Source organism: Thioalkalivibrio sp. HK1 (assembly GCA_000583135.1).
Lineage (GTDB): Bacteria > Pseudomonadota > Gammaproteobacteria > HK1 > HK1 > HK1.
In genome coordinates, this window is the sequence record JFBG01000083.1 from 41,248 (window position 1) to 65,610 (window position 24,363).

Genomic DNA, 24,363 nt, shown 5'->3' on the forward strand with positions numbered 1-24,363 from the left:
AATATCGATACCTCCGACGATCCGGCAAGCATGTCAGAGATAATCAAAGCCCTCGAAAGGATGCGAGAGAGAATCGAAATCCTTTGCGAACGAAATTCGAAAAACCCTCGTACCCCGCAAAATAAGCCTGCGCCGCCGCAGCGCCTATTCAAATCCCCTCTCGATAAAAAGCCCTACCGTTGGCAAAGCAAGGCCATCGATGCTTGGGAAAAGGCCGGACGAACGGGAATCGTCGAAGCGGTTACCGGCTCGGGGAAAACCTTCGTTGCGATCGCCATCGCCAAGCGCGTGATCGACGAGGGCGGGAAATGCCTCGTGATCGTTCCGTCGATCACGCTCTTCCATCAATGGCGAAGTGAATTGGAAAGGCACGCCAAGGGCGATATCCGATCGATGGTCGGTGCCGGGCATGGATTCAGATTCGATCCGAACGAGCAGATCACCCTTGCGGTCATCAACAGCGTCGCCAAAAGGTCATATCTTCGTATCTTCAATACCAACTTCGATTTGATCGTCGTCGACGAATGCCATCGCTCCGGAGCGCCCGATTTTCGCAAAGCCCTGCTGCCCCAAGCAACGATGAGGCTCGGCCTGACCGCCACCTTGGAGCGGGGCGACAACGGAGTCGATAAATTCATCTCCCCCTACTTCGCTCCTTCGAAAAAGCGAGGCGACGAACGAAAAGCGATCGTCTTCGATTACGGATTCAAAGAAGCCATCAAAGATAAAGTCGTCTCGAAATTCGTCGCCATCACCTTAACCACTTGGCTTTCGGATGAGGAGCGCCTCGAATACGATCGTTGCGGCAAGGAGATGAAAAAAGCCCGCGATACGCTTGTCCGCGAACACGGATTCCCGCAAGGAAAAGGATTCTATTCCGAGATAAGAAAAGGCAACCACTCCAAAGACGCCGGTATCCTCATCTCCAAATACAACTCCAACATGAGTGACCGTCGCAAAATCCTGGGCGGCTCCGCAGGAAAAATTCAAGCCGCCGCAAAACTCTCCGATCTGATTTCATCTTCGCAAGGGGCCATCGTTTATTGCGCCGATATCAAGGCTTGCGACCATATAACGAGGGTGCTCGATGATCAAGGGATTGATGCCAGTGCCTATCATACGAAGATCGACAGACAATCGCAAGCGCAAACCATCCATCGTTTCAAAAACAACCATCTGCAATGCGTCGTCGCCGTCAATATGCTCGACGAAGGCATCGACATCCCCCATGCCAATCTTGCGATCATCTTGTCATCGAGCCGGCAAAAACGACAGCTGATCCAACGACTCGGACGGATCCTTCGCAAGAAAGACGACGATTCCGGCGCCGCACTCGTTATCTGCTACGCCGACGAGACGAGCGAAGATCCCTATCAGGAAAACGAGGAGAACGATTCCGGCAAGTTGGGCGTTCTGAATCTCGCCATCGACGTTCATAAAACCGATCTGGATGATATCGATATCGATCGGGTATTGAAAATCCTGCGAAAGCGCATCGGCTGGAAGGGTTGAAGCACGAGAATTTGCCGATATCCATTATCCGACTCGTTCCCGGTCGATCGTCTGCATATCTTGGGCAGCATCGAATCGGGATCGAAGCCCTCGAGCGGCAACGATGACTTCCGATGAAGGAGCGGAAGGGGTTGATCGCTCATCGCCCCCATCGAAACCAGGGCAAGACTCGTCTTCGGCAATCTATCTTCGACAAGCGATCGTCACCGAAAGCGATCGCGGGATCGAGTTTTTATCGAGCGCCCGGGCAAGGGCCACCGCGGGCAAAGCCCGAAAAGTCGATGGCGACCCGGGCCTTGGTGGTACCATTGTAAAAAGGTGCGCAAACCGGTGCGCAAGCATCGAAAACAAGACGCACCTTGATACCTATGCGATCTTCGGATCGTCGATTCGCGTGCATCGCACCCCTTCGGGCACCCCGTGAAGTCCTTATCCAGGCGGATACGACACCCTCGCCTTTTTCACGGACAAACCCCATCGAGGAGATCGAGAAAAAATGATATCAAGAAAGCGACATGATCTTTATGATGCCTTCGCATCGAGGCTTTTTGGAGGCATCAAGCGCAATCTACGCCGCTTTTGCCTTGCCTTCGGGCTGACCGGGCTCGCTCTTTTCGCTCAAGTAGCCTCGGCGGAAGTTTCCTTTGCGGGCAAAACCGTCGAATGGATCGTGCCCTTCTCCGCCGGTGGCGGAAGCGATACCTTGGCCCGATTCAACGCTCCTTTCTTCTCCAAGCACCTCCCGGGACAACCGAATGTGGTGGTCGTCAACGAGCCGGGCGGGGGTTCGACCAAAGGCAGCAACCTCTTCGAAGCAAGGGCGAAGCCGGACGGCTTGACCATCCTCATCACCTCGGGATCGACTCAATTTCCCTATCTGCTCGGCGATCCGCGCGTGCGCTACGAGTACGCGAACTGGAAGATCGTGATGGCCTCCCCCACCGGCGGCGTGGTCTACACCTCGCCATCGACCGGGGTCGAGAACGCGGGGGATATCGCCAATCTGAAAGGGAAACGACTGATCTACGCCAGCCAAGGCGCGACCTCCCTCGATCTGGTGCCGATGCTCGGCTTTCGTCTGATGGGACTCGATGTGCAGCATGTTTTCGGCTTCAAAGGGCGAGGGGGCGGACGCTTGGCCTTCGAGCGCGGCGAAACGAATATCGACTACCAAACCTCCTCGGCCTATTTGAAGAACGTCGCCCCCTTGGTCGAATCCGGCAAGGCGATCCCGCTCTTCTCTTGGGGTTCGCTGGACGAGAACGGCAACCTGGTGCGGGACCCCACCTTCCCCGATCTGCCCCATTTCGCCGAGGCCTACGAGATGTTGACCGGAGAAAAACCCTCCGGCCCCGACTATGACGCTTGGTTCGGCTTTTTCGCAGCCGGCTTCCCCGCTCAGAAGATGGTCTTCCTGCCCAAGGGAACGGGCGACGATATCGTCGAGGCTTGGCGTCAGGCGATTCGCGATATGCTCGTCGATCCGGAATACTTGAGCGCGCGCCAAGCGGTGCTGGGCAAATACGAGCAAGTCACGGATGCCGCCGCCGATGCACTGCAGCGCAAGGGCACCCAAGTCTCCGCCGATTTGAGAAAGCGCGTGGTCGACTTGATCGAGCGCGAATACGGGGTCAAGATCAAAGAGAAATAAGTTGGATTAGGGGGCTTTTTCGGCATCGAGGATCGTTCGTCTCCCACGTCCGATCCTCGATGCCTTTTCGGCTTTTACCGCCGACTTCATTCTTCAAAAGCCTCGACTCTCGATGCCACCGGGGACGCCCTCGTCCTTAGGCTGCGCTTTTTTCCAACCATCGAGCACCGGTCATCTCTCATGCTCGAAGCCCTGACCCAAGCCGCAAGTTCGCTGGCCTCCTTGAATCATTTCATCTGGATGCTGACCGGGGTCTGCGTCGGCTTGGTGGTCGGCGTGATTCCGGGCTTGGGCGGGATCGCCGGGCTCTCCTTGCTCATCCCCTTCGTTTTCGGCATGGAGCCGACCGCCGCCTTGGGGATGCTGGTCGGTTTGGTCGCGGTCATCCCAACGTCCGATACCTTCGCCTCGGTGCTGATGGGGATCCCCGGCTCCTCCGCCAGTCAAGCCACGGTTCTCGACGGTTTCCCCTTGGCCAGGAAGGGACAAGCGGCCCGGGCACTCTCGGCGGCTTTCGCTTCCTCGCTCTTCGGCGGGGTCATCGGGGCGCTGATCCTGACCGGTTTCGTCCTCATCGCCCGTCCGCTGATCCTGACCTTCGGCGCCGCCGAACTCTTCATGCTCGCCCTCTTCGGCCTTTCGATGGTCGCCGCTTTGGCCGGGCGCAGTTTGGCGAAGGGCATCGCAGCCGGCGCGGTCGGTCTGCTGGCGGGATCGATCGGCGCCGCTCCGGCCACCGGGGAATTCCGCATGATCTTCGATTTCGAATATCTCTACGACGGCATTCCGCTGGTGGTGATGGGGCTGGGGCTGTTCGCGATTCCGGAAATCGTCGATCTATTGCGCAAGAACCGATCCATCGCCGCCAACGCACTGCTCGGCCAGGGCTGGATCGCCGGACTGCGGGATTGGACGCGCAACACCTTCTTGAGCGTCCGCTGCGCCGGGTTCGGGGCCATCATCGGGGCGATCCCGGGGCTGGGCGGCTCGGTCGTCGACTGGATCACCTACGGTCATGCCGTGCAAACCTGCAAGAAAAACCCCGAATTCGGCAAGGGCGATATCCGCGGGGTGATCGCCCCGGAAAGCGCCAACAACGCCATGCAGGGCGGCACATTGCTACCGACGATCCTCTTCGGCATCCCCGGATCGGGGTCGATGGCGGTCTTCCTCGGGGGCATGATCTTGATCGGGATCGAGCCCGGACCGGCCTTGGCCGACGCCGAACTCGGCATCACCTACACCATCATTTGGTCGCTGGCGGTGGCCAATATCATGGGGGCGGGAATCTGCTTTCTTCTTGCACCCCCCATCGCCCGCCTCACCACGGTCCCCTTCGCATGGCTGGCTCCGTGCATGATCGCCTTGGTCTGCTTCGCCGCCTTTCAGGCCACGCGCGATATCGCCGACCTCGTGGCCCTCGTCGCGATCGGGGCTTTGGGGATCTTGATGAAGCGTTTCGGTTGGCCACGCCCGGCGCTCCTGATCGGCTATGTGCTCGCCCCCCAAGCGGAGACCTATTTCTACCAAGCCTTGCAATTCAACCCCCAATACGGCGGCTTCGGGATGCTCTTGCGTCCCGGAGTGATCGTCATCGCCGCCCTGACACTGGCTTCGCTGTGGTTCGGTCTGCGGCGGCGGGTCAAGGAAATCGACACCGTCGGCGCCGGCGGCGAGGAAAAAGAGGCGCATGCCACCCGCTTCGAGCAGATCGGCTTCACCTTGGCGATGGCGGGATTTTGCCTGCTCGCTTGGAGCGATGCTTCGTCGCATACCTTCCTGGGAAGGATCTTCCCCGCCGGAGCGGCCGCGCTGGGACTCGTCTTTTGCCTCGCCTTGGCATGGCGTTTATGGCGCGGGCCTTCCCGCCATCCGGCATTTTTCGATCTTGAAATCACCGGAGATCATGTCGGCAAGAAAGAAAGCGGCCGGATGTGGTCGGGGTGGCTATGGCTGGCGGGCCTGATCGCAGGCGCCGCCGTGGTCGGCTTTTATGCGGCGATGATCCTTTTCTTTCTCGCCTTCTTGCGGTGGCGAACGAAAGCGACATGGACCGGAACGCTGTGCCTGACCGGGGCCGCCTCGGCCTTCTTGCTGGGGCTTGCATGGATGCTCAGCCTGCACTTTCCGCGCGGCCTTGTGCAAAATGCCTACGACCTGCCTTGGCCTTTTCGATAAGCCGAGAATCTCCAATCCGAGAACACCCAAGCCGAGCGGCGCCGAATCTCGCTTTCGATATTGGCCCTCGATATCGGCCCTCGATATCGGATATCCATATCGAGCATCGTCTTTTTTCCATCGAGCCCGATCAACACCGGTTACCAAGAGCCACAGCGCATGAGCCAAACCCCCATCCCCTTTCTTTTTCTACGCGGCGGCACCTCGCGCGGACCTTATTTCCGGCGTTCGGATCTGCCCGAGGATCGAGAACGACTGACGCAAGTCCTGATCTCAGCCTTGGGCGCCGGCCATCCCTTGAATATCGACGGAATCGGGGGCGGAGCCTCGGTGACCACCAAGGTGGCGATGCTGTCATCGGCGAAAGAGGCCGGATACGATATCGACTATTTCTTCGCCCAAGTGGGGGTCGACGATCGATCCGTCGACTATCGACCCACCTGCGGCAATATCCTGTCCGGAGTCGGCCCGGCGGCGATCGAAATGGGGCTCGTCGAGGCTCGAGACGAAACCACCACGGTGCGCATTCGATCGGTGAATACCGGAGCGCGAATCGAATCCCTCGTTCGCACCCCCGAAGGACGGGTCGTCTACGAGGGCGCTGCCCGCATCGACGGGGTTCCTGGCAGCGCTTCCCCGGTACGACTGAGTTTCATGGATACCGTCGGCTCCTTGACCGGTACGCTCATGCCGACGGGAAATGTCCGAGAGACCATCCAAGGGATCGAACTCACCTGCATGGATGTGGCCATGCCGGTGGTCATGGCTCGGGCGCGGGATTTCGATCTATCGGGGCACGAGAGCGGAGAGGATCTGAATCACCGCCCGGAGCTTCTGGCCAAGATGGAATCGGTGCGCATCGAAGCGGGCAAGCGCATGGGCTTGGGGGATGCAAGTCACTCCGTGGTCCCCAAATTCGCCCTGCTTGCGAAAGCGCGCTCCGGCGGCACCATCGCCGCTCGCTACTTCACGCCTTGGAAGTGTCATCCAAGCATGGCGGTCACCAGCGGACAGTGCATCGCCGCTTGCGCCCTCACCCCGGGCACCGTGGCCGAGGATCTCGTCGCCCCGATACGAGAAAACCCCGCCCCGATACGCATCGAGCACCCGATGGGCTTTTTCGATCTGCTGATGGATTACGAACGAAAAGATCGCGATATCCGGATCCGATCCGCAAGCCTGCTACGCACCGCACGCTTGCTGGCCCGAGGGGAGATCCTTATCCCCCGCTCGATCTGGGATCCGAAGGCCGAAAACTCGGCATGAGCCTGCGCTTTGCCGCCGAAGATTTCCATTCCCCGAGCGATTCGACTTCCCTGGCGCGATGACTCCTTCCACCGACAAACTCAAGTCCGAACCCGGCGACGAGGGGTTGGAGAGCGCGGTCGAAAAACTGCGAATCCGCCAGATCAGGCGCCATATCCTGCTCTGCAGCGATCAGAGCGAGCCCAAATGCTGCCCGAAGACCCTCGGCTTGGCTTCGTGGGACTATCTGAAAAAGCGCTTGGCCGATCTCGGGCTGAGCGAAGCCCAAGGCGTCTATCGCAGCAAAGTCAATTGCCTGCGCGTTTGCCTTCACGGACCGATCGCCCTCGTCTATCCCGATGGCATCTGGTATCGTTCGTGCACCCCTTCGGTGCTCGAACGCATCATCCAAGAACATCTGATCGGGGGGCGACCGGTCGAAGAATATATCTTCGCCTTTCGACCCCTGCCTTCGCCCACGGGCGATCCCTCGCCGATCCACCGAAACGAAGCACCATGACCACGACCGACGACCTTGGAAGCCGCGCCTTGCGCATCGCGATGATCGCCACCGGCCGAATCGCCGATCGATCCTTGGCCCCGGCCATCGCCGGATCGTCCGAGGTGGAGCTGTGGAGCGTATTCAGCCGCGACCTCGGGCGCGCCCGCGACTTCGCCCAGCGCCACCGGGCCGCCGCCCCCGATCCCGCCTTCGACGACCTCGCAGCGCTGCTGGCCGATCCGGATCTGGATGCGGTGCTGATCGCATCCCCCGATGGCTTGCACGCCGGTCAATGCCTCGAGGCGGCGAAGGCGGGCAAGCACGTCCTGTGCGAAAAACCGATGGCGACCACCTCGGCCGACGCCGAAAAAATGAACGCCGCTTGCCGGGAAGCCGGAGTCAAACTGGGGATCGCCTACCACCTTCGCTGGCATCGAGGGCATCGCATCCTCCACCATAAGGTACAGGCCGGGGAATTCGGCACCTTGCGACATTTACGCGTGCAATGGCCGATCCTCGCCGACCCCTCCAACTGGCGCGCCCGCCCCGAAGTCGGGCAATGGTGGGGGCTGGCCGCCGTCGGCACCCACTGCATCGATCAGATCCGCTGGATGATGCGTCCCTCGTGCGGTGAGATCCTTCGCCAAGGAGCGCAAATCACCCGTCGGGTGCATCGAGGGCCGCATGACGAAACCGCCCTTATCCACTTCGAATTCGAATCCGGAGCCACGGCGGAGTTATGCACATCGGTCCTCTTCGATGCCCCGAGGCGCATGGAGATCTACGGCAGCGATGGCTATGCGATCTGCGAAAATACCTTGGGGATGCAAGGGACGGGCTCCATTTGCACCCACGAAGGTGACCTCCCCTTCTCGATCGTCGACCCTTACGCCGAAGAGATCGAGGATTTTTCGGCATCGATTCGAGAGGATCGCAATCCCGAGGTCGATGGCGAGGAGGGTTTGCGCAATATCGAGCTGATCGAGCGAGCCATCGCTTCGGGCTCGCCTTAGGAAACGACCTCTGCCCGATCTTCCTCGCTTCGAAGAGGATCGGATTCGGCCACTGTAAAAAAACTCCGCCCGCCGATGTCGGCAATCGATCATCGATAGTCGACCGACAAGGATCGACGGCGCCGGCCGGCGATCATCAGCCAGACAAGCGATATGAATCCACTGGAATATCCGGGCTATCTGACAAGCCTCGTCGATCGCCTGCTCTTCTCGCCGAACGATACCCGATGGCTCGAGATCGCCCGCAGCGTCAATCCCGACGATATCGGGATATCGATTTCGGCGCTGGCCAATTCCGCGGCGTTGCACGCAAAGACCCACGCCTACGCTTTATGGGGAATCGAGGATCGTCGCCGGACAATCACGGGGACGCGCTTTACTCCCCTTGCCATGAAAAAAGGCGACGAGCCGCTCGCTCATTGGCTAGGGCGCCTGATCAAACCGCAAATCGATTTTCGCTTTTGCAAGGCGACGATCGGTGGCTTGCAGGTCATCGTCTTGCAAGTCGGTCATGCCTTCAAACGACCGGCGACCTTCAAAGGGATCGAATATGTCCGCAACGACGGTCGCGCGATCTGCATCGACGAGAAGCCCTCGTTGAAGCAACGACTGCTCGACATCCTCGACGAGGCCCCTTTCGAGGAGGATATCGCCAAGGATCGGGTAGAAGGCGGTCGCATCATGCGCCTGCTCGATATCCCGACTTGGTTTCGCCTAGCGGGGCTGGCGGCGATCACCGACGAGCGAATCGTCTTTCAGATGCTGCACAAAGCCGGTCTTATCCGGGCCGGGGGCCGATATGTCGATATCACCAATCTCGGAGCGCTGCTGCTCGCCCGGAATCTATCGCAATTCGATCACCTGAAACACAAGATGGTGAGGATCGTTCGATATCGGGGCCGGGATCGAAAACGCCCTTGCGAGCGGCCGCCGCACCGAAAAGGCTATGCCTTGGGTTTCGCCTCGCTCGCAAAGCGAATACGAAGCCTGCTCCCCAAGACAAGTGCCTTTGCGACCGGCCATCCTCGCCCCGATGCCGGTCTCGAAGCGGCCATTCGCGAACTATTGATCAACGCCCTCGTCCATCAGGACTTGCGCATCATCGACGAAGGACCGCAAGTGGACGTCTTCGACGATCGTATCGAGTTCACCAACCCCGGCAAAGCGGTGATGGATCCTGCGCGTTTCGTGGACTCGCCCCCCGAATACCGAAACGAGGCCTTGGCTTCGCAAACGCGGGGACTGGGAATTCGAGCGGCGTGGGATAGCGGCCTCGATAAGGTGATCGCCATCGCAGAGAGATTGCACTTACCGCCGCCGCTTTTCGAGGAGACATCGAAGGGCACCAAGGCGACGCTCTATGCGCCGAGGGCATCGATGGAGATGAGCGGCGGCGAAAGACTTCGGGCCTGCTACCAACATGCCTGCTTGCGTCAGATCACCGGCCAAACGATGACCTGCGCCTCCTTTCGAAGGCGGATGGGATTCGAAGAGGACGAGAATGGAACGAAGGCGAGCGCCCGCATTTTAAAAAAGGCGAGCGATGCCGGTCTTGTGGCCTTGGAGACAATCGACGGCGACCAAGACCACCGAAGAGAATCGTGGCTTCCTTTTTGGGCCCCTCGCAAATCCAACTTCATCGCCTTGGAGTGAATGCATCTCGATCTTCGACGTCGTTCATCGATGACAAGCCGATGACTCGATCATCGATCCTTCGACGGCGCCGAGCGATTCTCCTTGCTGCGTATCGTCGGGGGCGGACGCATCTTCGAGTGCGATCCCACCCTTCGGTCGGATCGAGATGCGAAAAAGAAAAAGCGCACGGATGATCGAAAGATTCGGGTCCGCTTTAAGCATCGCAGGCCAATATCCGCTCCCCCAAGGGCTGCACCGGACGATGGCTGTCGGGATAGACCGCCCCGTAAGCGGCGATTTGCGCCGACGAAAGGCTCGATGGCTCGGTCATCACCAGCCACCGCACCCCCTCTTTGCATGGCGGGGTCGTCAACGACCCCCGATAGCGCCAAGTGCTGCGTCGCACCGGCAGGAGGCTCGCCGGATCCACGGTGGCCGGCGACTCATCGACCCCGATGCCGTCGCTTTCCTTTCCTTTGCGCAGGTGGCGCCAGATCGGATCGAAGGCGTGATTGTGCGCCCCTTCCTCCAACAAGACCCCGATCACGCAGATATCCCCCTCCTTCGATCGATGCACCAAGTGCAGCTCCATGGCCAAACGGCGCCCATCGATCAAGTGCTCGCTGCCATGATGGAAATGCAGTTGCACCAGATCGTAGCGAATGCCATCGATACGAATGCCGCCACCCGATGCACAGTTCAGCTGCAGCGTGGTGCCGGTATCGATGACATCGCCGACTCCTGCCCTGACCTGCCGATAATCGAATTCGATCGGAGAAAGAGGCAATCTCTCGGGCTGTGCAAGATCGATCGGCGATTGCTCCTTGCCGCAATCGCATAAAGAGAACTCCGAGCGCAATCCACCCCAACAGGAAGGGCCGATGGCACCTGCATAACCCCAAACCACGCTATCGGACATCGTCCTTCGATCCCCTCCTGGCCGCTATCGGATGGCCGCCATCAAATCGATCGGGTGATTCCGCCATCGGCGCGAATATTCTGACCGGTGATATAGCCGCCACCGGGGCCGACGAGAAAGGCGATGAGCTCGGCGATCTCCCCCGTCCTTCCATAGCGCCGCATCGGGATGCGCTCGCGAAACTCAGGTTTTTCCGGCAGGCTGTCGATGAAACCGGGAAGAACGTTGTTGATGCGAATATTATCGGCGGCGTAGCGGTCGGCGAAGAGTTTGGTCCACGCCGCAAGCCCGGCGCGAAACACGCCCGAGGTCGGAAAAACGGGGTCGGGCTCGAAGGCGGCGAAGGTCGAGATATTGACGATCGCCCCCGCCCTTTGCCGTTGCATGATCGGGGCGACCAAGCGGATCGGGCGCACTGCGCTGAGGAAATAGACCTCCATCCCCTTTTGCCAATCCTCGTCCGAAAGATCGAGCAGATCCGCCCGAGGGCCGTGACCGGCACTGTTGACCAGAGCATCCACTCGCCCCCAACGTTCCATGGTCATATCGACAAGACGCTGCAGATCCTCCGAAGAGCCATTCGATCCGGTCACCCCGATACCCCCGAGATCGTTGGCCAGCGCTTCCCCCCGACCGGAAGAGGAGAGAATGGCCACATCGAAACCGTCCGCCGCCAGCCTGCGGGCGGCGCCGGCCCCCATGCCGCTGCCGGCGGCGGTGATGATCGCAACCCTCTTCGATTGGCTCATGGTCTTGTGGGTTCCTCGTATTCCATCGAGAACGCTTTGCGGCTTTTTCGAAGGCCGAAGGAGTCCATCGGCGATGCAAAATAACGCCGTACGCGATGCCCCATCGAGCGCAGCGAGAATCCTCGATGCGATGGCTCGAGAAATTCCCGCTATGCTCGAGCCCACCGCTTTCGGGGGCGATTGTACCTTCGAAAACGAATCCCCCGGCATCGAGCCGAGGGCGGAAGGGGCGATACATTTCGCTCTTTCACTCCTTACGATTTTGTTGACATTCTCCTTGCAAGGGAAGCGATGACCGAGCCCTTCATCGGCCGGATCCCAAAAGAGCGAAGGGTTCGGTCGCTCCGATCGAACATGACTTGAGATAAAGGACAGCGAATGATCAGCCATCTCGACCACTTGGTACTGACCGTCAGCGATATCGAGTCATCGGTGGCGTTTTACCGACGAACGCTGATGATGCGCGACAGTCATTTCGCCCAAGGACGCCGCGCCCTTCACTTCGGATCCCAAAAGATCAATTTGCAGCGTTTGGGTCAGGAAAAGAGAAATCGGGCCGCGGTCGGATCCGGCGATCTCTGCCTGATCACGACTTGGACCTTGGATCGGGTGATCGCTCACCTCAAAATCGAGGGGGTCGATATCCTCGAAGGTCCGGTCGCGAAAACCGGAGCGATGGGAGCGATGCAATCGATCTATTTTTGCGACCCCGACGGGAATCTGATCGAGATCAGCCGCTATGACGATGACGGGCTCAATATCGATAGCGCATCCGATCCCGAGGCTTAGGCGACGATCCGCGACAAGACCGAGACAAGGTGACATCCATCATGAAGATCAAGCGCATCGAGAGCTGGAGTACCCGATATGTGTGCATGGTGCGGGTACGAGACGATGAGGGCGGCGAGGGCTGGGGGCAAACCGCACCCTACCATGCCGATATCACCGCATCGATCCTCCACCGACAAGTAGCGCCGCATGCCTTGGGCGAAAGCGACGCCGATCTTGCATCCTTGATGCGGCGCATCACCGAGCGGGAGCATAAATTTCCGGGCTCCTATCTACGCCGGGCCATGGCCGGTCTCGATACCGCTTTATGGGATCTGCGGGGCAAGCGAGAGGGCATGGGGGTCTGTGAACTCTTGGGGGGTGTCGCACGCCCCTTGAGGGTCTACGCTTCGAGCATGCGGCGCGATATCGGCGCCGAGGACGAAGCGCAAAGACTCCTTCGTCTGCGCGATGCCCACGGCTACGATGCCTTCAAGTTTCGAATCGCGAGCGAGTGCGGCCACAACCAAGACGAGTGGCCGGGGCGCACACAGGAGATCGTGCCCGCCATCGCTCGGGCCTTGGGAGACGAGGCCGATCTGCTGGCGGATGCCAACAGCGGCTATGACCCTCCTCATGCCATCGAGATCGGGAGGATGCTGAACGATCACGGCATCCGCCACTTCGAAGAACCCTGCCCCTATTGGGAGATGGATCGAACCAAAGAGGTCACTCGCGCCTTGGAGCCTTTGGACATCGAAGTCAGCGGGGGAGAACAGGATTGCGACCTTGCCCTTTGGCGGCGGATGATCGAGGAGCGAGCGGTGGATATCGTGCAACCGGATATCTGCTATCTCGGCGGACTGACTCGTACTTTGGAGGTCGCGGCGATGGCATATCGAGCGGGGCTTCCCTGCACCCCGCATTCCGCCAACCTCAGTTTGGTAACGGTCTTCACCTTGCATCTGATGGCGGCGATCCCCGGTGCCGGTCCTTATGTCGAGTTCAGCATCGAGGGGCGCGATTATTACCCTTGGGAAGAGGGTCTGTTCACCCCCGCCCTCGTCGCCCGCGAGGGAAAGGTACAAGTTCCCCAAGGGCCGGGATGGGGAGTCGAAATCAACCCTCGCTGGTTAGAGGGTGCCGACTATCTCGTCAGCGAACTCGGCGCCTGATGCTTTGGCGGCGACCCTTGGGAACAACGATCTTTCGAATAAGGGGGCGAACGATGCGGCGCCCGCCCGAAAATTCATCGACCGCGGTTTTCTTGTTCGGATAGGATTTCGATATGGGAATCGGCATCGAGCACCGCCTTCCTTATACGGAAAGCAGGCCGTGCGCCGCAGGGCGAATTCTCGACGATGGCGATGGTCTATCATGGGATGGTCGCCCGGGATCGCGACCGAGTTCGACGCCTCGAAATCTTGAAAGCGAGGATCATCGATGAGTGGTATTCTAGAAAATCTCGTCTCGCTTGTCTTTGTCATCGGCGCGGGAGGAGCGGCAACGTATTGGATCGTCCGGTACGTCAATGCGACGATGGATAAATCGGAGGAGCGCATCGTGCAATACCAACAGCTGAAAGAGGAAATGGTGAAGGGCTTCGAGCAGATTCGGCAAGAGACTGCGCAAAAATTCGAGCAAATTCAGCAAGATGGCACACAAAAATTCGAACAACTTCAACAAGAGATTGCGAAGAACGCCCAAGATAACGCGCTAAGATTCGAACATCTTCAGCAAGAGAATGCGAAGAACGCCCAAGATAACGCGCTAAGATTCGAACATCTCGAAGAGATGATTCGAAACTTGCAGCTTCCTCAGGGCGAATCTCGAGGATCGTCCGAATCATCGAATGAAAAGCCGGAGTCCCGTTGATGGCGGATTTCCGAGGTCTCTCGGTGATGCAGTACCGACTACTGAGGGAACAACTGGCAAAGGGTTTCGAGCAACTTCGGCAAGAGAATGCACGAGGGTTCGAGCAACTTCGGCAAGTCAATGCACGAGGATTCGAGCAACTTCGGCAAGTCAATGCGAGAGGGTTCGAGCAACCTCGGCAAGTCAATGCGCGAGGGTTCGAGCAACTTCAGCAAGTGAGCTCGAAGTATGCCCAAGAGGAGGCGCAAAGATTCGACCGTCTCCAAGAGATGATTCGAAACTTGCAGCCCCCTCAGGGCGAGACTCGAGGATCGTCCGAGTCTTCGAATGAACAACCGTTGGATGAAAAGCCGAAGCCTTATCGATGAATCGTTCCCCCCGATAGATTGCCTTGCCCCCGCCAACGCTTGCCTTACCCCGCATATCCAAATTATCAAGACGCGCTTCGTCTTCGAAAAAGGCGAGTCCCCGCTCAAATCGGCCTTCGGATCGCTTGGCAATGCCGACGAAAGCGCGGCATGACCTCCTCGGCCAGCAGCTGCATCGAACGCTTGCCCAGCACCGGATCCTGCCAATCGTGGGCGACATCGAGCAAGGTGCCGAAATCCCCGACCTCCTCTCGAAACGCGATCAGCCGATCCAGAACCCGATCCGGTGTTCCGGCGATCACCAAGGATTCGGCGATGCCGACCGGGGTGATGGCCTCGTCGGCGACCTCATCGCTCTCCTTGACAAGAAAGACGGCTCCGCGCCGGCGAAAACCGGAAAGAAGGTATTCGTAATACCAAGCGAAAACTCCTTGTGGATCCGCGACCCGATCCGAAGCCAAGGATTCGTCATCGCTGACGAAGATCGAGCGTGCGATCCGCCACACCGCCGGATCCGGACGGCGACCCGCCCGCTCGCAGCCCTCCCGATAGGTCGTCCAATGACTCGCCACATGCCGCGAGTGGATGAAATTGGCGGAGACGGGGATGAATCCCCGCTCCCCGCAAACCCCGGCGCTGAACGATCCCGGCGCGGTCAGCGACAATGCCACCGGCGGGTGCGGTTTTTGCAAGGGTTTGACCAGCGCGCCGACCCCGAAGCGGTGGCGCGAAAGATCCTGCAGCGAGAAGGGGAAAAACTCGCCGTCGAACTCGAAGGGTGCCTTGTCGGTCCATAGCCTCAAAATGATGTCGAGAGACTCGGCCATCATCTTCGATCGACAAACGATATCGTCGACCCCGAAGACCTCGACATCGCTCGATAAAGTGCCCGGCCCCACCCCCATCAGGAAGCGCCCACCGCTCAAGTGATCGAAAAGCGCAGCCTGCGAGGCGACCACCACCGGATGTTGCGCAGGCAATGCGAGAACACCGCAACCGAAGCGGATCTGCCGCGTCCGATGCACCAATGTCGCACAGAACATCAAGGGCGAGGAAATCGGCTCGGTCACCGCGGTGAAATGCTCTCCGATCCAACATTCGGTGAAAGCGAGACGATCCGCAAGCATAATCGCCTGCCGATCCTCTTCGAGGGCTTCGCCGATATCACGCCAAGGCGGGTGCACCGGTTGCATGAAAAGACCTAAGTTCATGATCGAAAAAAGAGCATGGTAAAGAGCCTTTCGAGGATCGCGCATCCGAGATCGCGCGAGGCTTGGGGCAAGCGGCGCTTATCGATCGCCCGAATCGACGCCTTGGCAGGTCGATATCCGAAGACGAAGACCTCCTTCGAATCGACCGAGAAGGCAAAGCGGCGGCAGCAAGACGAGCACGAGCGCATCGGATCGAGCATCGCAGGCTTCGAGTTCGAAAGCGATCCGAAAAAACAAGATACCCTCGAGGATCGCGAGGATCGGATGAAAACCGACCGAATCGGTCAGATCAACGCCTGATAGACCAAGGTCCTAAGTTCCCTGCGGATCGGCCATGCGGACGAGGGGATCAGTTGCGTGAGCAGCAAGACGAGCACATCCTCCACCGGATCGACCCAAAATGCGGTGCTCGCCAGCCCGCCCCAAGCATATTCCCCGACGGAGCCGATGATTCGCGCTCGCACCGGATCGAGCATCACCGACACCCCGAGGCCGAAGCCGATCCCGAAAAGCGGGGTCTCGGAAAATCGCGATCGACCCATCTGCGCCAGATCTCCCGGCAGATGATTCGACACCATCATCCCCATGGTCTTGCGCCCCAAAAGACGCTTATCGCCAAGCGCCCCGCCGCTGCGCATCATGCGCATGAAGCGCAGGTAATCGGCGGCGGTGCCGACCAGACCGCCACCGCCGGAAAGCGTTGCCGGCGGAGCGAGGAATTCGCTGGTGGCGGGAGAATCTTTGAGCACGATATCGCCTCGGCTTCCGCGCAGATAATTCGCGGCCAAGCGTTCGGCTTTTTCCGGCGGCACATGAAAATCGGTATCGGGCATCTGCAAGGGATCGAAAATTCTTTTCCGGAAAAAATCATCGAGCGACATCCCCGACCAAATCTCGACCAGCCGCCCGAGAACATCGGTGGAAACCCCGTAGTTCCAGCGCGTACCGGGCTGAAAAAGCAGCGGCATCGACGCCGTTCGCTCCACCGTCTCCTCCAGGCTATCGCCCCCGCCGTTGAACTCGATCCCGTTGGCGCGATAGAGCGCATCCACCGGATGCTCGTGCAAGAAGCCGTAGCTTAAGCCCGAGGTATGGACCATCAGATCGTGCACCGTGATCGGCGATGCGAGGGGTTCGGTGCGAAAGGAATCGACATCCCCTTCGGAAAACACCTCGGTCCTGTCGAAGGCGGGAATGAATTTCGAGACCGGATCGTCGAGCTGGAAATGCCCCTCCTCGTAGAGCATCAACGCCGCCACCGAGGTGATCGGCTTGGTCATGGAGTAAATGCGAAAGATGGTATCGGCCTCGAGCGGCAAGCCCGCACCGACATCGCGATAGCCGTAGGTTTCGAACCACACCGGGCTATCGCCCCGCATGATCGCCACCAACAACCCGGGCAAGCGCCCGGAATCGACCCAGCCACGCATCCACCTGGATATCCGGGCAAGACGCGAAGAGGAAAAGCCGAGCGCCTCGGGGCTCGGGCTCGCCATCCCTTGCGGCCGGTCGCTTCCTTGGTCAATCACCGCTCACTCCTTCGCCGGATGCGAGTTCGCAGGCCTTTGGGCTTGGCGAATGCCGGGCCAAGCGCATCGATCGAGGAAATCGATGGGATGGGAGAATCGGTGATCCCGATTCGCTTCGATTCGACTCGATTCGCTTTTTCAGTCATAGACCAAGCGCAAGCCGACCCCGCGAGCGCGATAGTTGAGCGGCACCAACCGACCGAAGGTATTTTGCGCCGGGATATCGCCGGGCAAAAGCCAGTTTCCACCTTGCACCCACATCGCATAGTTGCCGCCATCGACCGAAATACTCTGGGTCCACTCCGAGACATTGCCCGCAAGGTGCTTCACTCCGGCCGGCGTCACATCCCGTATCTGCACCGCTGCGCACTCTTGCAGCCCCGCTTGCGGCAGATCGCCGGTGATCGCCGCCTCCGGATCGTATTCATTCCCCCACGGATAGACGCTGCCGGCCTCCCCCGTCGCCGCCAACTGCCACTCTTCCACCCGCGGCAACCGCCCACCGGCCCAACGGGCGAAAGCGTCCGCCGCCCACCAACTGATTCCGAATACCGGCAGATCCGGATCGATGATCTGCTTCTTCCATTGAAGGGGGATATAGCTCTCGCCTTCCGGTTCGTTCTTGTTGGCGAAAAGCCCGGCCCGCGCCAAGGGATCCCTCAAAAAAGCGCGATACTCGCGCCGAGTGACCTCGCAGCGCCCGAGTCGAATCCGACGCTCGGATTCATCCGCAACCGCCATCATGTCGCGAGCGTGACGCAGCCGATCGTTCGGCAGCAGTCGAGCCAATCGGGCAAGACGCACGTCCAAGGGAAGGCCGACGGGATAGTCCCCACCCTCGATCCACACCCGCTCGCCCCGCTCGCCGCCCCAAGGAAACTGCGACGGCGGGTCATTGTCGTAAACGCAACGAAATCCCAAGTGATGGCTACGAAGATCGGGCTCGATGCGAATCCACAGCGAGTTGAGGGCATAGAGCGCCCGAGCGGTGGCCCGCACCGCGGGAGCGCCATGGGCCGCAGGGCGCAGCCGACCGGTGGGTTCGGCAAAACTTCCCATGCTCCACTCCATCGCATTGCCGTTGAGGTCGTGCACCCCTTGCGGCGAATCCGATGCCGGGTGGGAACCGCAAGCGCGCGATGAGTTGCGCCAGGAATCGAGATAGGGCCAGACTTCGGGATCGAAATCATCCCCCCAAGCGTAGAGCCGTCCCTCCGAGCCTCCCGCCGCCGCCTCGAGCTCCTCCGCCCAAGGCAAGCGTCCGCCGACCGCCTCGCAGTATTGCACCGCGGCATTGAGATCGATCCCGGTGGCGGGGGAGGTCAGCAATCCGGCGATGCGATGGCCGGTCGAGAGGCTCGCCAGCGGATCGGGGGGGGCGTTCCCATCCGGTATCGGGCTTGACGGCGGGCGCAAATCGGAAAGTCCGCGTTCGATTCGGGCACGGGCGCTCTCATTGCGACGCCAGCGGACGAAGCGCTCGTAGTCGATCTGGCTCACTTCGCAGCGATCGATGGCAAAACGCTCGATCGGAACCATGCGCCCCGGCCGATCGAGGCGAATTCGAAGTTCGTTGCCGAACGCCCCGCTCTCGATGGCTTCCAAAACGGATGCGTCGACGATGCGGGCCTTGGGCGAAGACGCAGGCCGGATCCCGAGCGCGATCTCCACTTTATCCGCTCGCAGCTCGTGGATCAGCGGACGGGTGAAAAGAGCGACCCCTCCCAGCGCCAGCGCCAATCCCCCGGCAAGCAACCAATTCCCGCGCCTCATGCCAAACGACCCGTCAATCGGCGACGCCCGAGAACCAGCAACAACAGACCTGCGGCCAACGCCGCATAGAGGGCCACCAGCCACCCTCTGGCTCCGAAAGCCGCCTCTCGATAATGGGTGAACCAAGACTCGCCGTTGATTCGAATCCGATTGGTATCGGCCTGGATGCGCAACCGACCCTCTTCATCGAGCCGGGCGAAGACGAAACCGAAGACGAAATCATCGAGAGCCGGGCCGACATAAGCCACCGCCCGCCAACGAAATCCCTCCTCTTCCGCCGCCGCGGAAGGATCGGATGAAGCCAAAGCCGGCGGCATCATCAATACCGAATAGGGCTCGATCGGGATGGCGTTGCCCTTCCAGATTCCAGGATAGGCATTCAAGTTGAGCTCCGCGCGGGCGACCGGCTGCCCCGCCCCTCGCCGCGATCGGGAATCGCCCCGACGACGATCGGCAGCGAAACCGTCGGGGAGCGTATCGTCGAACGACGCCGCCATCCCCGGATTCATCCCCAAGCGCTCGATCAAGCGATTCGGCTCGATCACCAACATCGCATCATCCGCCGATTGCGGATCCAACACATCCACGGCCAAGGGCCTATAGCGATAGGAAAGGCCGTTCAGCAGTTCCATGAAAGTGAAATCTTGAGCCAACCTTCCGGCGATACGACGCTCATCGGCGGTCAACGGAGGGGGATTTGCGATGGTTCGAGGAAACTCGTCGGCGAAGCGTCGAATGCGATTGCTCGGACTGCCCCCGGTATCCAAGGTGTCTTGTAAATGCCCCAAATAACGCAGGATGACCCCGAAAACCCTTTCCATCTCCAGTCGCTCGGTCTCGCTTCCGCCCGCAAGCGGCTGATCCCGTTGACGCAATGTTTCGGGCAGGGCGATGCGAAAACGAACCGATCGCTCTTGGCCGGAGCCGCTGCCGGAGCCGCTGCCGCCCCTTCGACCGGAACGAATATCGGGGAAACTGCCCAAGGTCGAAGAATCGGCCATCGAACCCGGCTCGGCCCCGAAACCCCGCCCCTGCGGCCCCCTTTGCTGCCCTTGTCCGCCCCCTCCTCCTTGTCCGCCCGGCTCCCCTCGACTCGGATCCCCGGCGGCCATATCGCCTTGCCCCCCCATCGATCCCGCGGCGCTCGCCCCGGGCACGACCCCGCTCGGCATCGGGCCGGGGGCGAGGCCGGCTCCCCCCTCGACCCCCGTTTCGCTCCCGAAATCGCCATCGCCGGGCCATCCATCCCCCTCGCTCTCGCCTTCCCCTTCGCCCTCGCCCCCCGGCGTCGTTCCCCCGGCGCGGGCCAGATCGGGCAGATCCACCGGCTCGTTCTCGGCCGGCGAATGCGGGCAATCCCTCGAAGGAACCCCGGGCGGACAGCGAAAAGCGCCGGCCAGCGACACATTCCCCGGCACGAAATGCCAATGGCGTCCGACGATCCCGTAGTCGCGCAAGATCGCCATCACCACATAGAACTGATCGATATCGTAAATGTCGATCCGCAGGCGTCTTTTTCGATCGTCGCTGAAATCGGAAAGCCAAGCATGCATCGGATTGCGCTCGGATAGCAGCAGGCGACGAGGCCAGACCGCCCCGCTATAGGGCTCTCGCACGAAGCCCCGATGCAGTTCGAGGACCGGCAATACCTCGGGATCCCCCCAAGCCTGATCGAGGGGCGAGTTCTCGTAGTCGTGCAACTGCGCCGGGGGACTGGCGGCGAGGCTATTGAGCACCAACGAGGTGCTGAAACGATGGCTCATCACCGTGCCGACCTCCTCGGCCTGCTCCGCATGGCGTTGTTCGCGCTCCATGCGAGTGGCGATGCTGAGCACGATGACGATGATCAACATCGCCACCCCGTTGGCGAGAATATCGACAAGGGCCACCCCCGCGAAATCCGGCATCACCCTCCGCCTGATCTTTCGTGCGCGCATCATCGATCCCGTTATCGATTTTGTTGCTGCAGTTGCTGCTGTCGTCGTTGCATCTGTTCCTCCTGCTCCTGCGAATATTCGCGGATATAGGAGGGAATCTCATCCAAAGAGATCGAGCGCAGGAATTCGCCGTCGGCCACCACCCATCCGATGGTGAGCAATCGATCGGGCCACACGCGGCGCAGACACTCTCTCGCCTCGAACATCGTGCCGATACTCCCTTCGAGCAGGACGAAGACGATCTGCTCTTGGTCGCTCGCATAGATCTTCTGCGCGTAGGCCCTGAAAGGACTGTCCGACTGACAGATCCGACTGGCGGGCACCGATTCCCCGGTCTCGACGACCCGCAAGACCTCCGGGAATACGATCACCACATAGCCCGCTCCCCCGTCCATGCGCTCGATACGATAGGCACCGTCCTCGAATCCGCGATCCAAGCGTTCTCGCATCACCTCGCTCGAAAAAATATTGACGATCAACAAAAAGACCAACATCAGGGCGAAGACTCCGCCGAAAATGGCCATCATCGGCGCATTGTTTTCCTCCTGCGCTGCGATCGCGGAGACGCCTCCTTGCCGCGCATCGTCCTCGCCGGCATTCATCGCGATCTAGGTCCCGACCGCACCTCCCGCTCCAAAGCCGCCAACGCCCGCTCCTCGTTGCGCTGCACCAAAGAGAGAAAGAGCGTGAGGATCACGCTCAGAGAAAGGGCGATCAAGGTGGTATCGAAGGCGATCCCCAAAGGAGCGATCGCCCCCCCCAAATCCCCCGAAAGACTCGATAGTCCGGCATCGGAAGCGATGATGCGACGGATACCGTCCGCGGCCAACGAAATCCCGAGCACCGTGCCGATAAAGCCCAAAATCGGAACCGCCCAGCTGATATAGCGCGGCAACAAGCAGGATTCCTCGTAGCAGCGCCGAAGGAGAAGCAGATCCTCCTCGCGCTGCGCCCTATCGCCCGCCCGCGCCAAACGCTCGAAGCCGACGGCCAAAGGACCACCCGACGCCCCCTCGCCTTCGCGATTGCCCACTTGCCAGCGCGTCAGCGCAAGACGCAGGTACCAAGCATTCCAACGCTTGCCGAGAAGCAGGAGAATGCCCCAGAAAAAGAGCAGCAGAGTGATCGGAGGGATGATGCCGCGCTCCAGCAGGCGACGGGTGATCTCGCGCGCCCCCTCTCCGCTTTGGGCGTACCACTCCAAAGCGAGGATCAATCCCGCACACAGGAGCAAGGACGCGATCAGACTCGGAAAAAGCCGGGGACCGGATAATAGGCGGGCGATGCGCTCCACCCCCTCGCGCCTGCCCCCCAAGGTGGTATCGAGCCATAGATTGGCACCGTAAAGAACGAGGGCGGCCACGAACATCGGAGCCATGTGTCCCGCCCACGAAGCGCTGGTACCGCTATCGATCACCTGCCAAGCCGGCGCCGCAAGGGTTGCCGCCGTGGCCACCAAACCGATGACCCCGAGCACCTGCAAACAACCCAATACCGTGAGATTGCGGTGCCAAGAAGCCTGCGATTGCCTCGATTGCGCGATCCGAGCGATCGCAAGGGCGGCGATCATCGGCCCAATCGCCAGTGCGGATACCCACAAAGGCCAGTCGACGATGTAGACGATATTGATTGCAAGCAGCGCAAGGACAAGCAGATAGAGAGCCAGGGCAAGACGCATTGACACGCTCATGGTGCGAACCTTTCTCCTTGTAGACCCGAACGATTGCGGCGGCAGGCCTTGATGACGAGAGGTCGATTGACCGGTGCTTCGAATGAAGGAATACGGGACCTTCGCATTTTCCAAGCAACCATACGATCCGTTGATCATACATAAGAGGAAACCGCCAAGGGATCGATCGATGACCTCGAAGCGATTCCTTGCAGGACCGACGCCCTTGCATCCGATGAACGAAAAACCACTCGTTCGACCCGGAGGTGCGCATCCGACCCTTGGGAGGGATCGAATATCCACCCTCCCGAGATGGCAAGAATATCGCAAGTCATCGAACAACGACCCCGAATCGAAGGGATCTCGGCCGGACGATCGAAAGGGTTCGACGAAAAAACCTTGTCATTCGCAGCTTCATGGCGTTTTTTTCAATCGCTGCCCGATGCCATCGCTTGAAAAAAACCACCCCGTTTCTATCTATACGACCAAGCGGCCCCGATGTCTTGGCAAGGCTCGCCGAAGCGAAGAGCGATACCCGATGCTTCGGCGAACCCGAAGAGGGGTCGACCGGAACGCCGAATAGGACGAGCGCTCGATGCGATGAATTTCCGAATCGATTCGCTTGAAAAAATTCGCACCGTTTCTATCTGTATCGATAAGGGGCTCCGATGCTTTCGCAAGAACGGCGAAACCCTGCCGAGGCGAAGAGCGACACACCGCCCTCGGCCATCGAAAAGGATCGGGGCCAAGAACACCGAACATGAAGTCCACTCACTCCAAGAAGGAGATTGTCATGATGCTCACCACCTACAGCCCTTGGCACACCATGCGCCTTTTGAACAACGAGATGAATCGCGCCTTCCCCCAAGGCCCCGTTGACACCGCGAAGTCGGCTGCGGCCAACGTCACTTGGATTCCGGCGGTGGATATCAAGGAAAACGGCAACGAGTTCCTGATTACCGCCGACATCCCCGGGGTCGATCCCGAGAAGATCGAGATCACCGCCGACAGCGGCTACCTCTCGATCAAAGGCGAGCGCGCTTTCGAAGCCTCGAACGAGGACGAGAGCGGGAGCGAGCGGTACCGTCGGGTGGAGCGAGTCCACGGCAGTTTCATGCGCCGCTTCGCCTTGCCCGATACCGCCGACGCGGATGCCATCACCGCCCGCGGAACCAACGGCGTGCTGAAGGTGCACATCCCGAAACGGGCTTCGTTGCAGCCCAAGCGCATTGCGGTCGCCGCCTGAATATCCGCCGGCTCATCAGCGGATGATTCAAAGCGATCGTCCCCCCAAGAGGGTGGAGCGGGTGATATCTTCCCGCTCCGCCCTTTTTTATCGAGTCGACACCCCGGCGCATTCACTCCAGAACGAAGATACCCCCCCTTTTTACCTCTTCTCGAAAGCCGACAGCGAACGCCGCCGCTATCCTCGATGCGATGCGAGCGGCAAGACCTCGAACCTTAGGTCACACAGCCAGCCACCGCTCCTTAGCTGCGAACATTCGATGGCGGTGATCGCAAACGATCCGATCATCATCGATCGAACCGATGGAGAAAAAATCTCTCGCGCACCGATGAGCGGCGATCCGACACCCTGACGATCTCCCACCCGGCGCTTTATCTCTCTTCGCACTCTTTCCAAAATGCCCGCCCTCTCGAAAATCTCGCGTTTTTCTCTTGGTTTTCTTGCTTTTTTCTGTGACTTTATCTACTATACCTACATGGTGGCGCAAGATCGTGTCGCATGACAGATCGGACATGATGGCGCTCCGCCTATCATTCGACTTCAAGAATCATCTTCAATAAAGGACACAGCCTGCTATGATTGA

General features: G+C 60.0%; 22 protein-coding genes. 14 read left to right on the forward strand and 8 right to left on the reverse strand.

The genetic code is table 11. From position 1 onward, the window contains the following. Positions 1–30 precede the first annotated feature (30 nt). The 7 genes from BF99_RS22235 (at position 31) to BF99_RS0118150 (ending at position 9,754) form a co-directional block, all read left to right on the forward strand. Positions 31–1,512 (forward strand): DEAD/DEAH box helicase, encoded by a 1,482-nt coding sequence (locus BF99_RS22235; RefSeq protein ID WP_373604462.1) that lies wholly within the window; start codon positions 31–33, stop codon positions 1,510–1,512. Positions 1,513–2,008: 496 nt separating this feature from the next. Further along, positions 2,009–3,163 (forward strand): Bug family tripartite tricarboxylate transporter substrate binding protein, encoded by a 1,155-nt coding sequence (locus tag BF99_RS0118120; protein ID WP_025772237.1) that lies wholly within the window; start codon positions 2,009–2,011, stop codon positions 3,161–3,163. 180 nt (positions 3,164–3,343) lie between these two features. Continuing rightward, positions 3,344–5,341 carry a tripartite tricarboxylate transporter permease gene (locus BF99_RS0118130; RefSeq protein WP_025772238.1) on the forward strand — a complete coding sequence of 666 codons (1,998 nt, stop codon included), beginning with the start codon at positions 3,344–3,346 and terminating at the stop codon, positions 5,339–5,341. Between the two features lie 159 nt (positions 5,342–5,500). Then, the gene (locus BF99_RS0118135; protein ID WP_025772239.1) at positions 5,501–6,607 is read left to right on the forward strand and encodes a 4-oxalomesaconate tautomerase; all 1,107 of its coding nucleotides are present in this window, start codon (positions 5,501–5,503) and stop codon (positions 6,605–6,607) included. Positions 6,608–6,665: 58 nt separating this feature from the next. Further along, positions 6,666–7,106, forward strand: coding sequence for a (2Fe-2S) ferredoxin domain-containing protein (locus tag BF99_RS0118140; protein WP_025772240.1), 441 nt, complete (start codon positions 6,666–6,668; stop codon positions 7,104–7,106). Then, positions 7,103–8,101 carry a Gfo/Idh/MocA family protein gene (locus tag BF99_RS0118145; protein ID WP_025772242.1) on the forward strand — a complete coding sequence of 333 codons (999 nt, stop codon included), beginning with the start codon at positions 7,103–7,105 and terminating at the stop codon, positions 8,099–8,101. The genes BF99_RS0118140 and BF99_RS0118145 overlap by 4 nt, the downstream gene beginning before the upstream one ends. 153 nt (positions 8,102–8,254) lie before the next feature. Next, entirely contained in the window at positions 8,255–9,754 is a 1,500-nt protein-coding gene (locus BF99_RS0118150) for an ATP-binding protein (protein WP_025772243.1), read from the forward strand. A 196-nt stretch (positions 9,755–9,950) separates the two neighbouring features. On the opposite strand, the gene BF99_RS0118160 is transcribed toward BF99_RS0118150, so the two are convergent. Further along, positions 9,951–10,655: a carbonic anhydrase gene (locus BF99_RS0118160; protein ID WP_025772246.1), complete on the reverse strand. Its 705-nt coding sequence runs from the start codon at positions 10,653–10,655 to the stop codon at positions 9,951–9,953. A gap of 41 nt (positions 10,656–10,696) precedes the next feature. Next, on the reverse strand, positions 10,697–11,404 hold the full coding sequence (locus BF99_RS0118165; protein ID WP_025772247.1) for an SDR family oxidoreductase: 708 nt from the start codon (positions 11,402–11,404) through the stop codon (positions 10,697–10,699). Between the two features lie 73 nt (positions 11,405–11,477). Between BF99_RS0118165 and BF99_RS23145 the strand changes: the two genes are divergently transcribed. From BF99_RS23145 to BF99_RS0118185, 4 genes are all read left to right on the forward strand, one after another. Further along, a complete protein-coding gene (locus tag BF99_RS23145; RefSeq protein WP_156013468.1) occupies positions 11,478–11,699 on the forward strand; it encodes a hypothetical protein in 222 nt (73 codons plus the stop codon). 83 nt (positions 11,700–11,782) lie between these two features. Continuing rightward, the gene (locus BF99_RS0118170; RefSeq protein WP_025772248.1) at positions 11,783–12,193 is read left to right on the forward strand and encodes a VOC family protein; all 411 of its coding nucleotides are present in this window, start codon (positions 11,783–11,785) and stop codon (positions 12,191–12,193) included. A gap of 29 nt (positions 12,194–12,222) precedes the next feature. Then, positions 12,223–13,347 carry a mandelate racemase/muconate lactonizing enzyme family protein gene (locus tag BF99_RS0118175; protein ID WP_197019217.1) on the forward strand — a complete coding sequence of 375 codons (1,125 nt, stop codon included), beginning with the start codon at positions 12,223–12,225 and terminating at the stop codon, positions 13,345–13,347. 268 nt (positions 13,348–13,615) lie between these two features. Next, positions 13,616–14,047, forward strand: coding sequence for a hypothetical protein (locus BF99_RS0118185; protein WP_025772250.1), 432 nt, complete (start codon positions 13,616–13,618; stop codon positions 14,045–14,047). A gap of 472 nt (positions 14,048–14,519) precedes the next feature. Here the strand turns inward: BF99_RS0118185 and BF99_RS0118200 are convergent, their stop codons facing one another. After that, positions 14,520–15,626, reverse strand: coding sequence for an LLM class flavin-dependent oxidoreductase (locus BF99_RS0118200; RefSeq protein ID WP_025772254.1), 1,107 nt, complete (start codon positions 15,624–15,626; stop codon positions 14,520–14,522). A 15-nt stretch (positions 15,627–15,641) separates the two neighbouring features. Here BF99_RS0118200 and BF99_RS0118205 point away from each other — a divergent pair, with 15 nt between their 5' ends. Then, positions 15,642–15,926, forward strand: coding sequence for a hypothetical protein (locus BF99_RS0118205; protein ID WP_025772256.1), 285 nt, complete (start codon positions 15,642–15,644; stop codon positions 15,924–15,926). Here BF99_RS0118205 and BF99_RS0118210 read toward each other — a convergent pair. The 5 genes from BF99_RS0118210 to BF99_RS0118235 form a co-directional block, all read right to left on the reverse strand. Further along, entirely contained in the window at positions 15,911–17,155 is a 1,245-nt protein-coding gene (locus BF99_RS0118210) for a serine hydrolase domain-containing protein (protein WP_231471454.1), read from the reverse strand. The two genes, BF99_RS0118205 and BF99_RS0118210, sit on opposite strands and share 16 nt — an antisense overlap. Positions 17,156–17,293: 138 nt before the next feature. Beyond that, complete coding sequence (locus tag BF99_RS0118220) at positions 17,294–18,928, reverse strand: formylglycine-generating enzyme family protein (RefSeq protein WP_025772258.1); 1,635 nt, start codon at positions 18,926–18,928, stop codon at positions 17,294–17,296. Beyond that, positions 18,925–20,868, reverse strand: a complete 1,944-nt coding sequence (locus BF99_RS0118225; RefSeq protein ID WP_025772259.1) for a hypothetical protein — start codon at positions 20,866–20,868, stop codon at positions 18,925–18,927. The genes BF99_RS0118220 and BF99_RS0118225 overlap by 4 nt, the downstream gene beginning before the upstream one ends. 8 nt (positions 20,869–20,876) lie before the next feature. Continuing rightward, entirely contained in the window at positions 20,877–21,467 is a 591-nt protein-coding gene (locus BF99_RS0118230) for a hypothetical protein (RefSeq protein ID WP_025772260.1), read from the reverse strand. Continuing rightward, a complete protein-coding gene (locus BF99_RS0118235) occupies positions 21,464–22,555 on the reverse strand; it encodes a MotA/TolQ/ExbB proton channel family protein (protein WP_156013470.1) in 1,092 nt (363 codons plus the stop codon). Before BF99_RS0118235 ends, BF99_RS0118230 begins: the two co-directional genes overlap by 4 nt. 772 nt (positions 22,556–23,327) lie before the next feature. Between BF99_RS0118235 and BF99_RS0118255 the strand changes: the two genes are divergently transcribed. Continuing rightward, positions 23,328–23,780 (forward strand): Hsp20/alpha crystallin family protein, encoded by a 453-nt coding sequence (locus BF99_RS0118255; protein ID WP_025772262.1) that lies wholly within the window; start codon positions 23,328–23,330, stop codon positions 23,778–23,780. Between the two features lie 61 nt (positions 23,781–23,841). After that, positions 23,842–24,132 (forward strand): hypothetical protein, encoded by a 291-nt coding sequence (locus tag BF99_RS0118260; RefSeq protein ID WP_231471455.1) that lies wholly within the window; start codon positions 23,842–23,844, stop codon positions 24,130–24,132. The last annotated feature ends 231 nt before the right edge of the window (positions 24,133–24,363 follow it).

What these genes read in the sequence shown, in the direction of transcription:
- BF99_RS0118150 (WP_025772243.1), top strand. Translation starts at nt 8,255, where the DNA reads ATGAATCCACTGGAATATCCGGGCTATCTGACAAGCCTCGTCGATCGC.
- BF99_RS0118220 (WP_025772258.1), bottom strand. Translation starts at nt 18,928, where the DNA reads ATGAGGCGCGGGAATTGGTTGCTTGCCGGGGGATTGGCGCTGGCGCTG.
- BF99_RS22235 (WP_373604462.1), top strand. Translation starts at nt 31, where the DNA reads ATGTCAGAGATAATCAAAGCCCTCGAAAGGATGCGAGAGAGAATCGAA.
- BF99_RS0118200 (WP_025772254.1), bottom strand. Translation starts at nt 15,626, where the DNA reads ATGAACTTAGGTCTTTTCATGCAACCGGTGCACCCGCCTTGGCGTGAT.
- BF99_RS0118145 (WP_025772242.1), top strand. Translation starts at nt 7,103, where the DNA reads ATGACCACGACCGACGACCTTGGAAGCCGCGCCTTGCGCATCGCGATG.
- BF99_RS0118170 (WP_025772248.1), top strand. Translation starts at nt 11,783, where the DNA reads ATGATCAGCCATCTCGACCACTTGGTACTGACCGTCAGCGATATCGAG.
- BF99_RS0118165 (WP_025772247.1), bottom strand. Translation starts at nt 11,404, where the DNA reads ATGAGCCAATCGAAGAGGGTTGCGATCATCACCGCCGCCGGCAGCGGC.
- BF99_RS0118225 (WP_025772259.1), bottom strand. Translation starts at nt 20,868, where the DNA reads ATGATGCGCGCACGAAAGATCAGGCGGAGGGTGATGCCGGATTTCGCG.
- BF99_RS0118185 (WP_025772250.1), top strand. Translation starts at nt 13,616, where the DNA reads ATGAGTGGTATTCTAGAAAATCTCGTCTCGCTTGTCTTTGTCATCGGC.
- BF99_RS0118120 (WP_025772237.1), top strand. Translation starts at nt 2,009, where the DNA reads ATGATATCAAGAAAGCGACATGATCTTTATGATGCCTTCGCATCGAGG.
- BF99_RS0118230 (WP_025772260.1), bottom strand. Translation starts at nt 21,467, where the DNA reads ATGAATGCCGGCGAGGACGATGCGCGGCAAGGAGGCGTCTCCGCGATC.
- BF99_RS0118140 (WP_025772240.1), top strand. Translation starts at nt 6,666, where the DNA reads ATGACTCCTTCCACCGACAAACTCAAGTCCGAACCCGGCGACGAGGGG.
- BF99_RS0118135 (WP_025772239.1), top strand. Translation starts at nt 5,501, where the DNA reads ATGAGCCAAACCCCCATCCCCTTTCTTTTTCTACGCGGCGGCACCTCG.
- BF99_RS0118130 (WP_025772238.1), top strand. Translation starts at nt 3,344, where the DNA reads ATGCTCGAAGCCCTGACCCAAGCCGCAAGTTCGCTGGCCTCCTTGAAT.
- BF99_RS0118205 (WP_025772256.1), top strand. Translation starts at nt 15,642, where the DNA reads ATGGTAAAGAGCCTTTCGAGGATCGCGCATCCGAGATCGCGCGAGGCT.
- BF99_RS0118235 (WP_156013470.1), bottom strand. Translation starts at nt 22,555, where the DNA reads ATGAGCGTGTCAATGCGTCTTGCCCTGGCTCTCTATCTGCTTGTCCTT.
- BF99_RS0118255 (WP_025772262.1), top strand. Translation starts at nt 23,328, where the DNA reads ATGATGCTCACCACCTACAGCCCTTGGCACACCATGCGCCTTTTGAAC.
- BF99_RS23145 (WP_156013468.1), top strand. Translation starts at nt 11,478, where the DNA reads ATGCAAAATAACGCCGTACGCGATGCCCCATCGAGCGCAGCGAGAATC.
- BF99_RS0118160 (WP_025772246.1), bottom strand. Translation starts at nt 10,655, where the DNA reads ATGTCCGATAGCGTGGTTTGGGGTTATGCAGGTGCCATCGGCCCTTCC.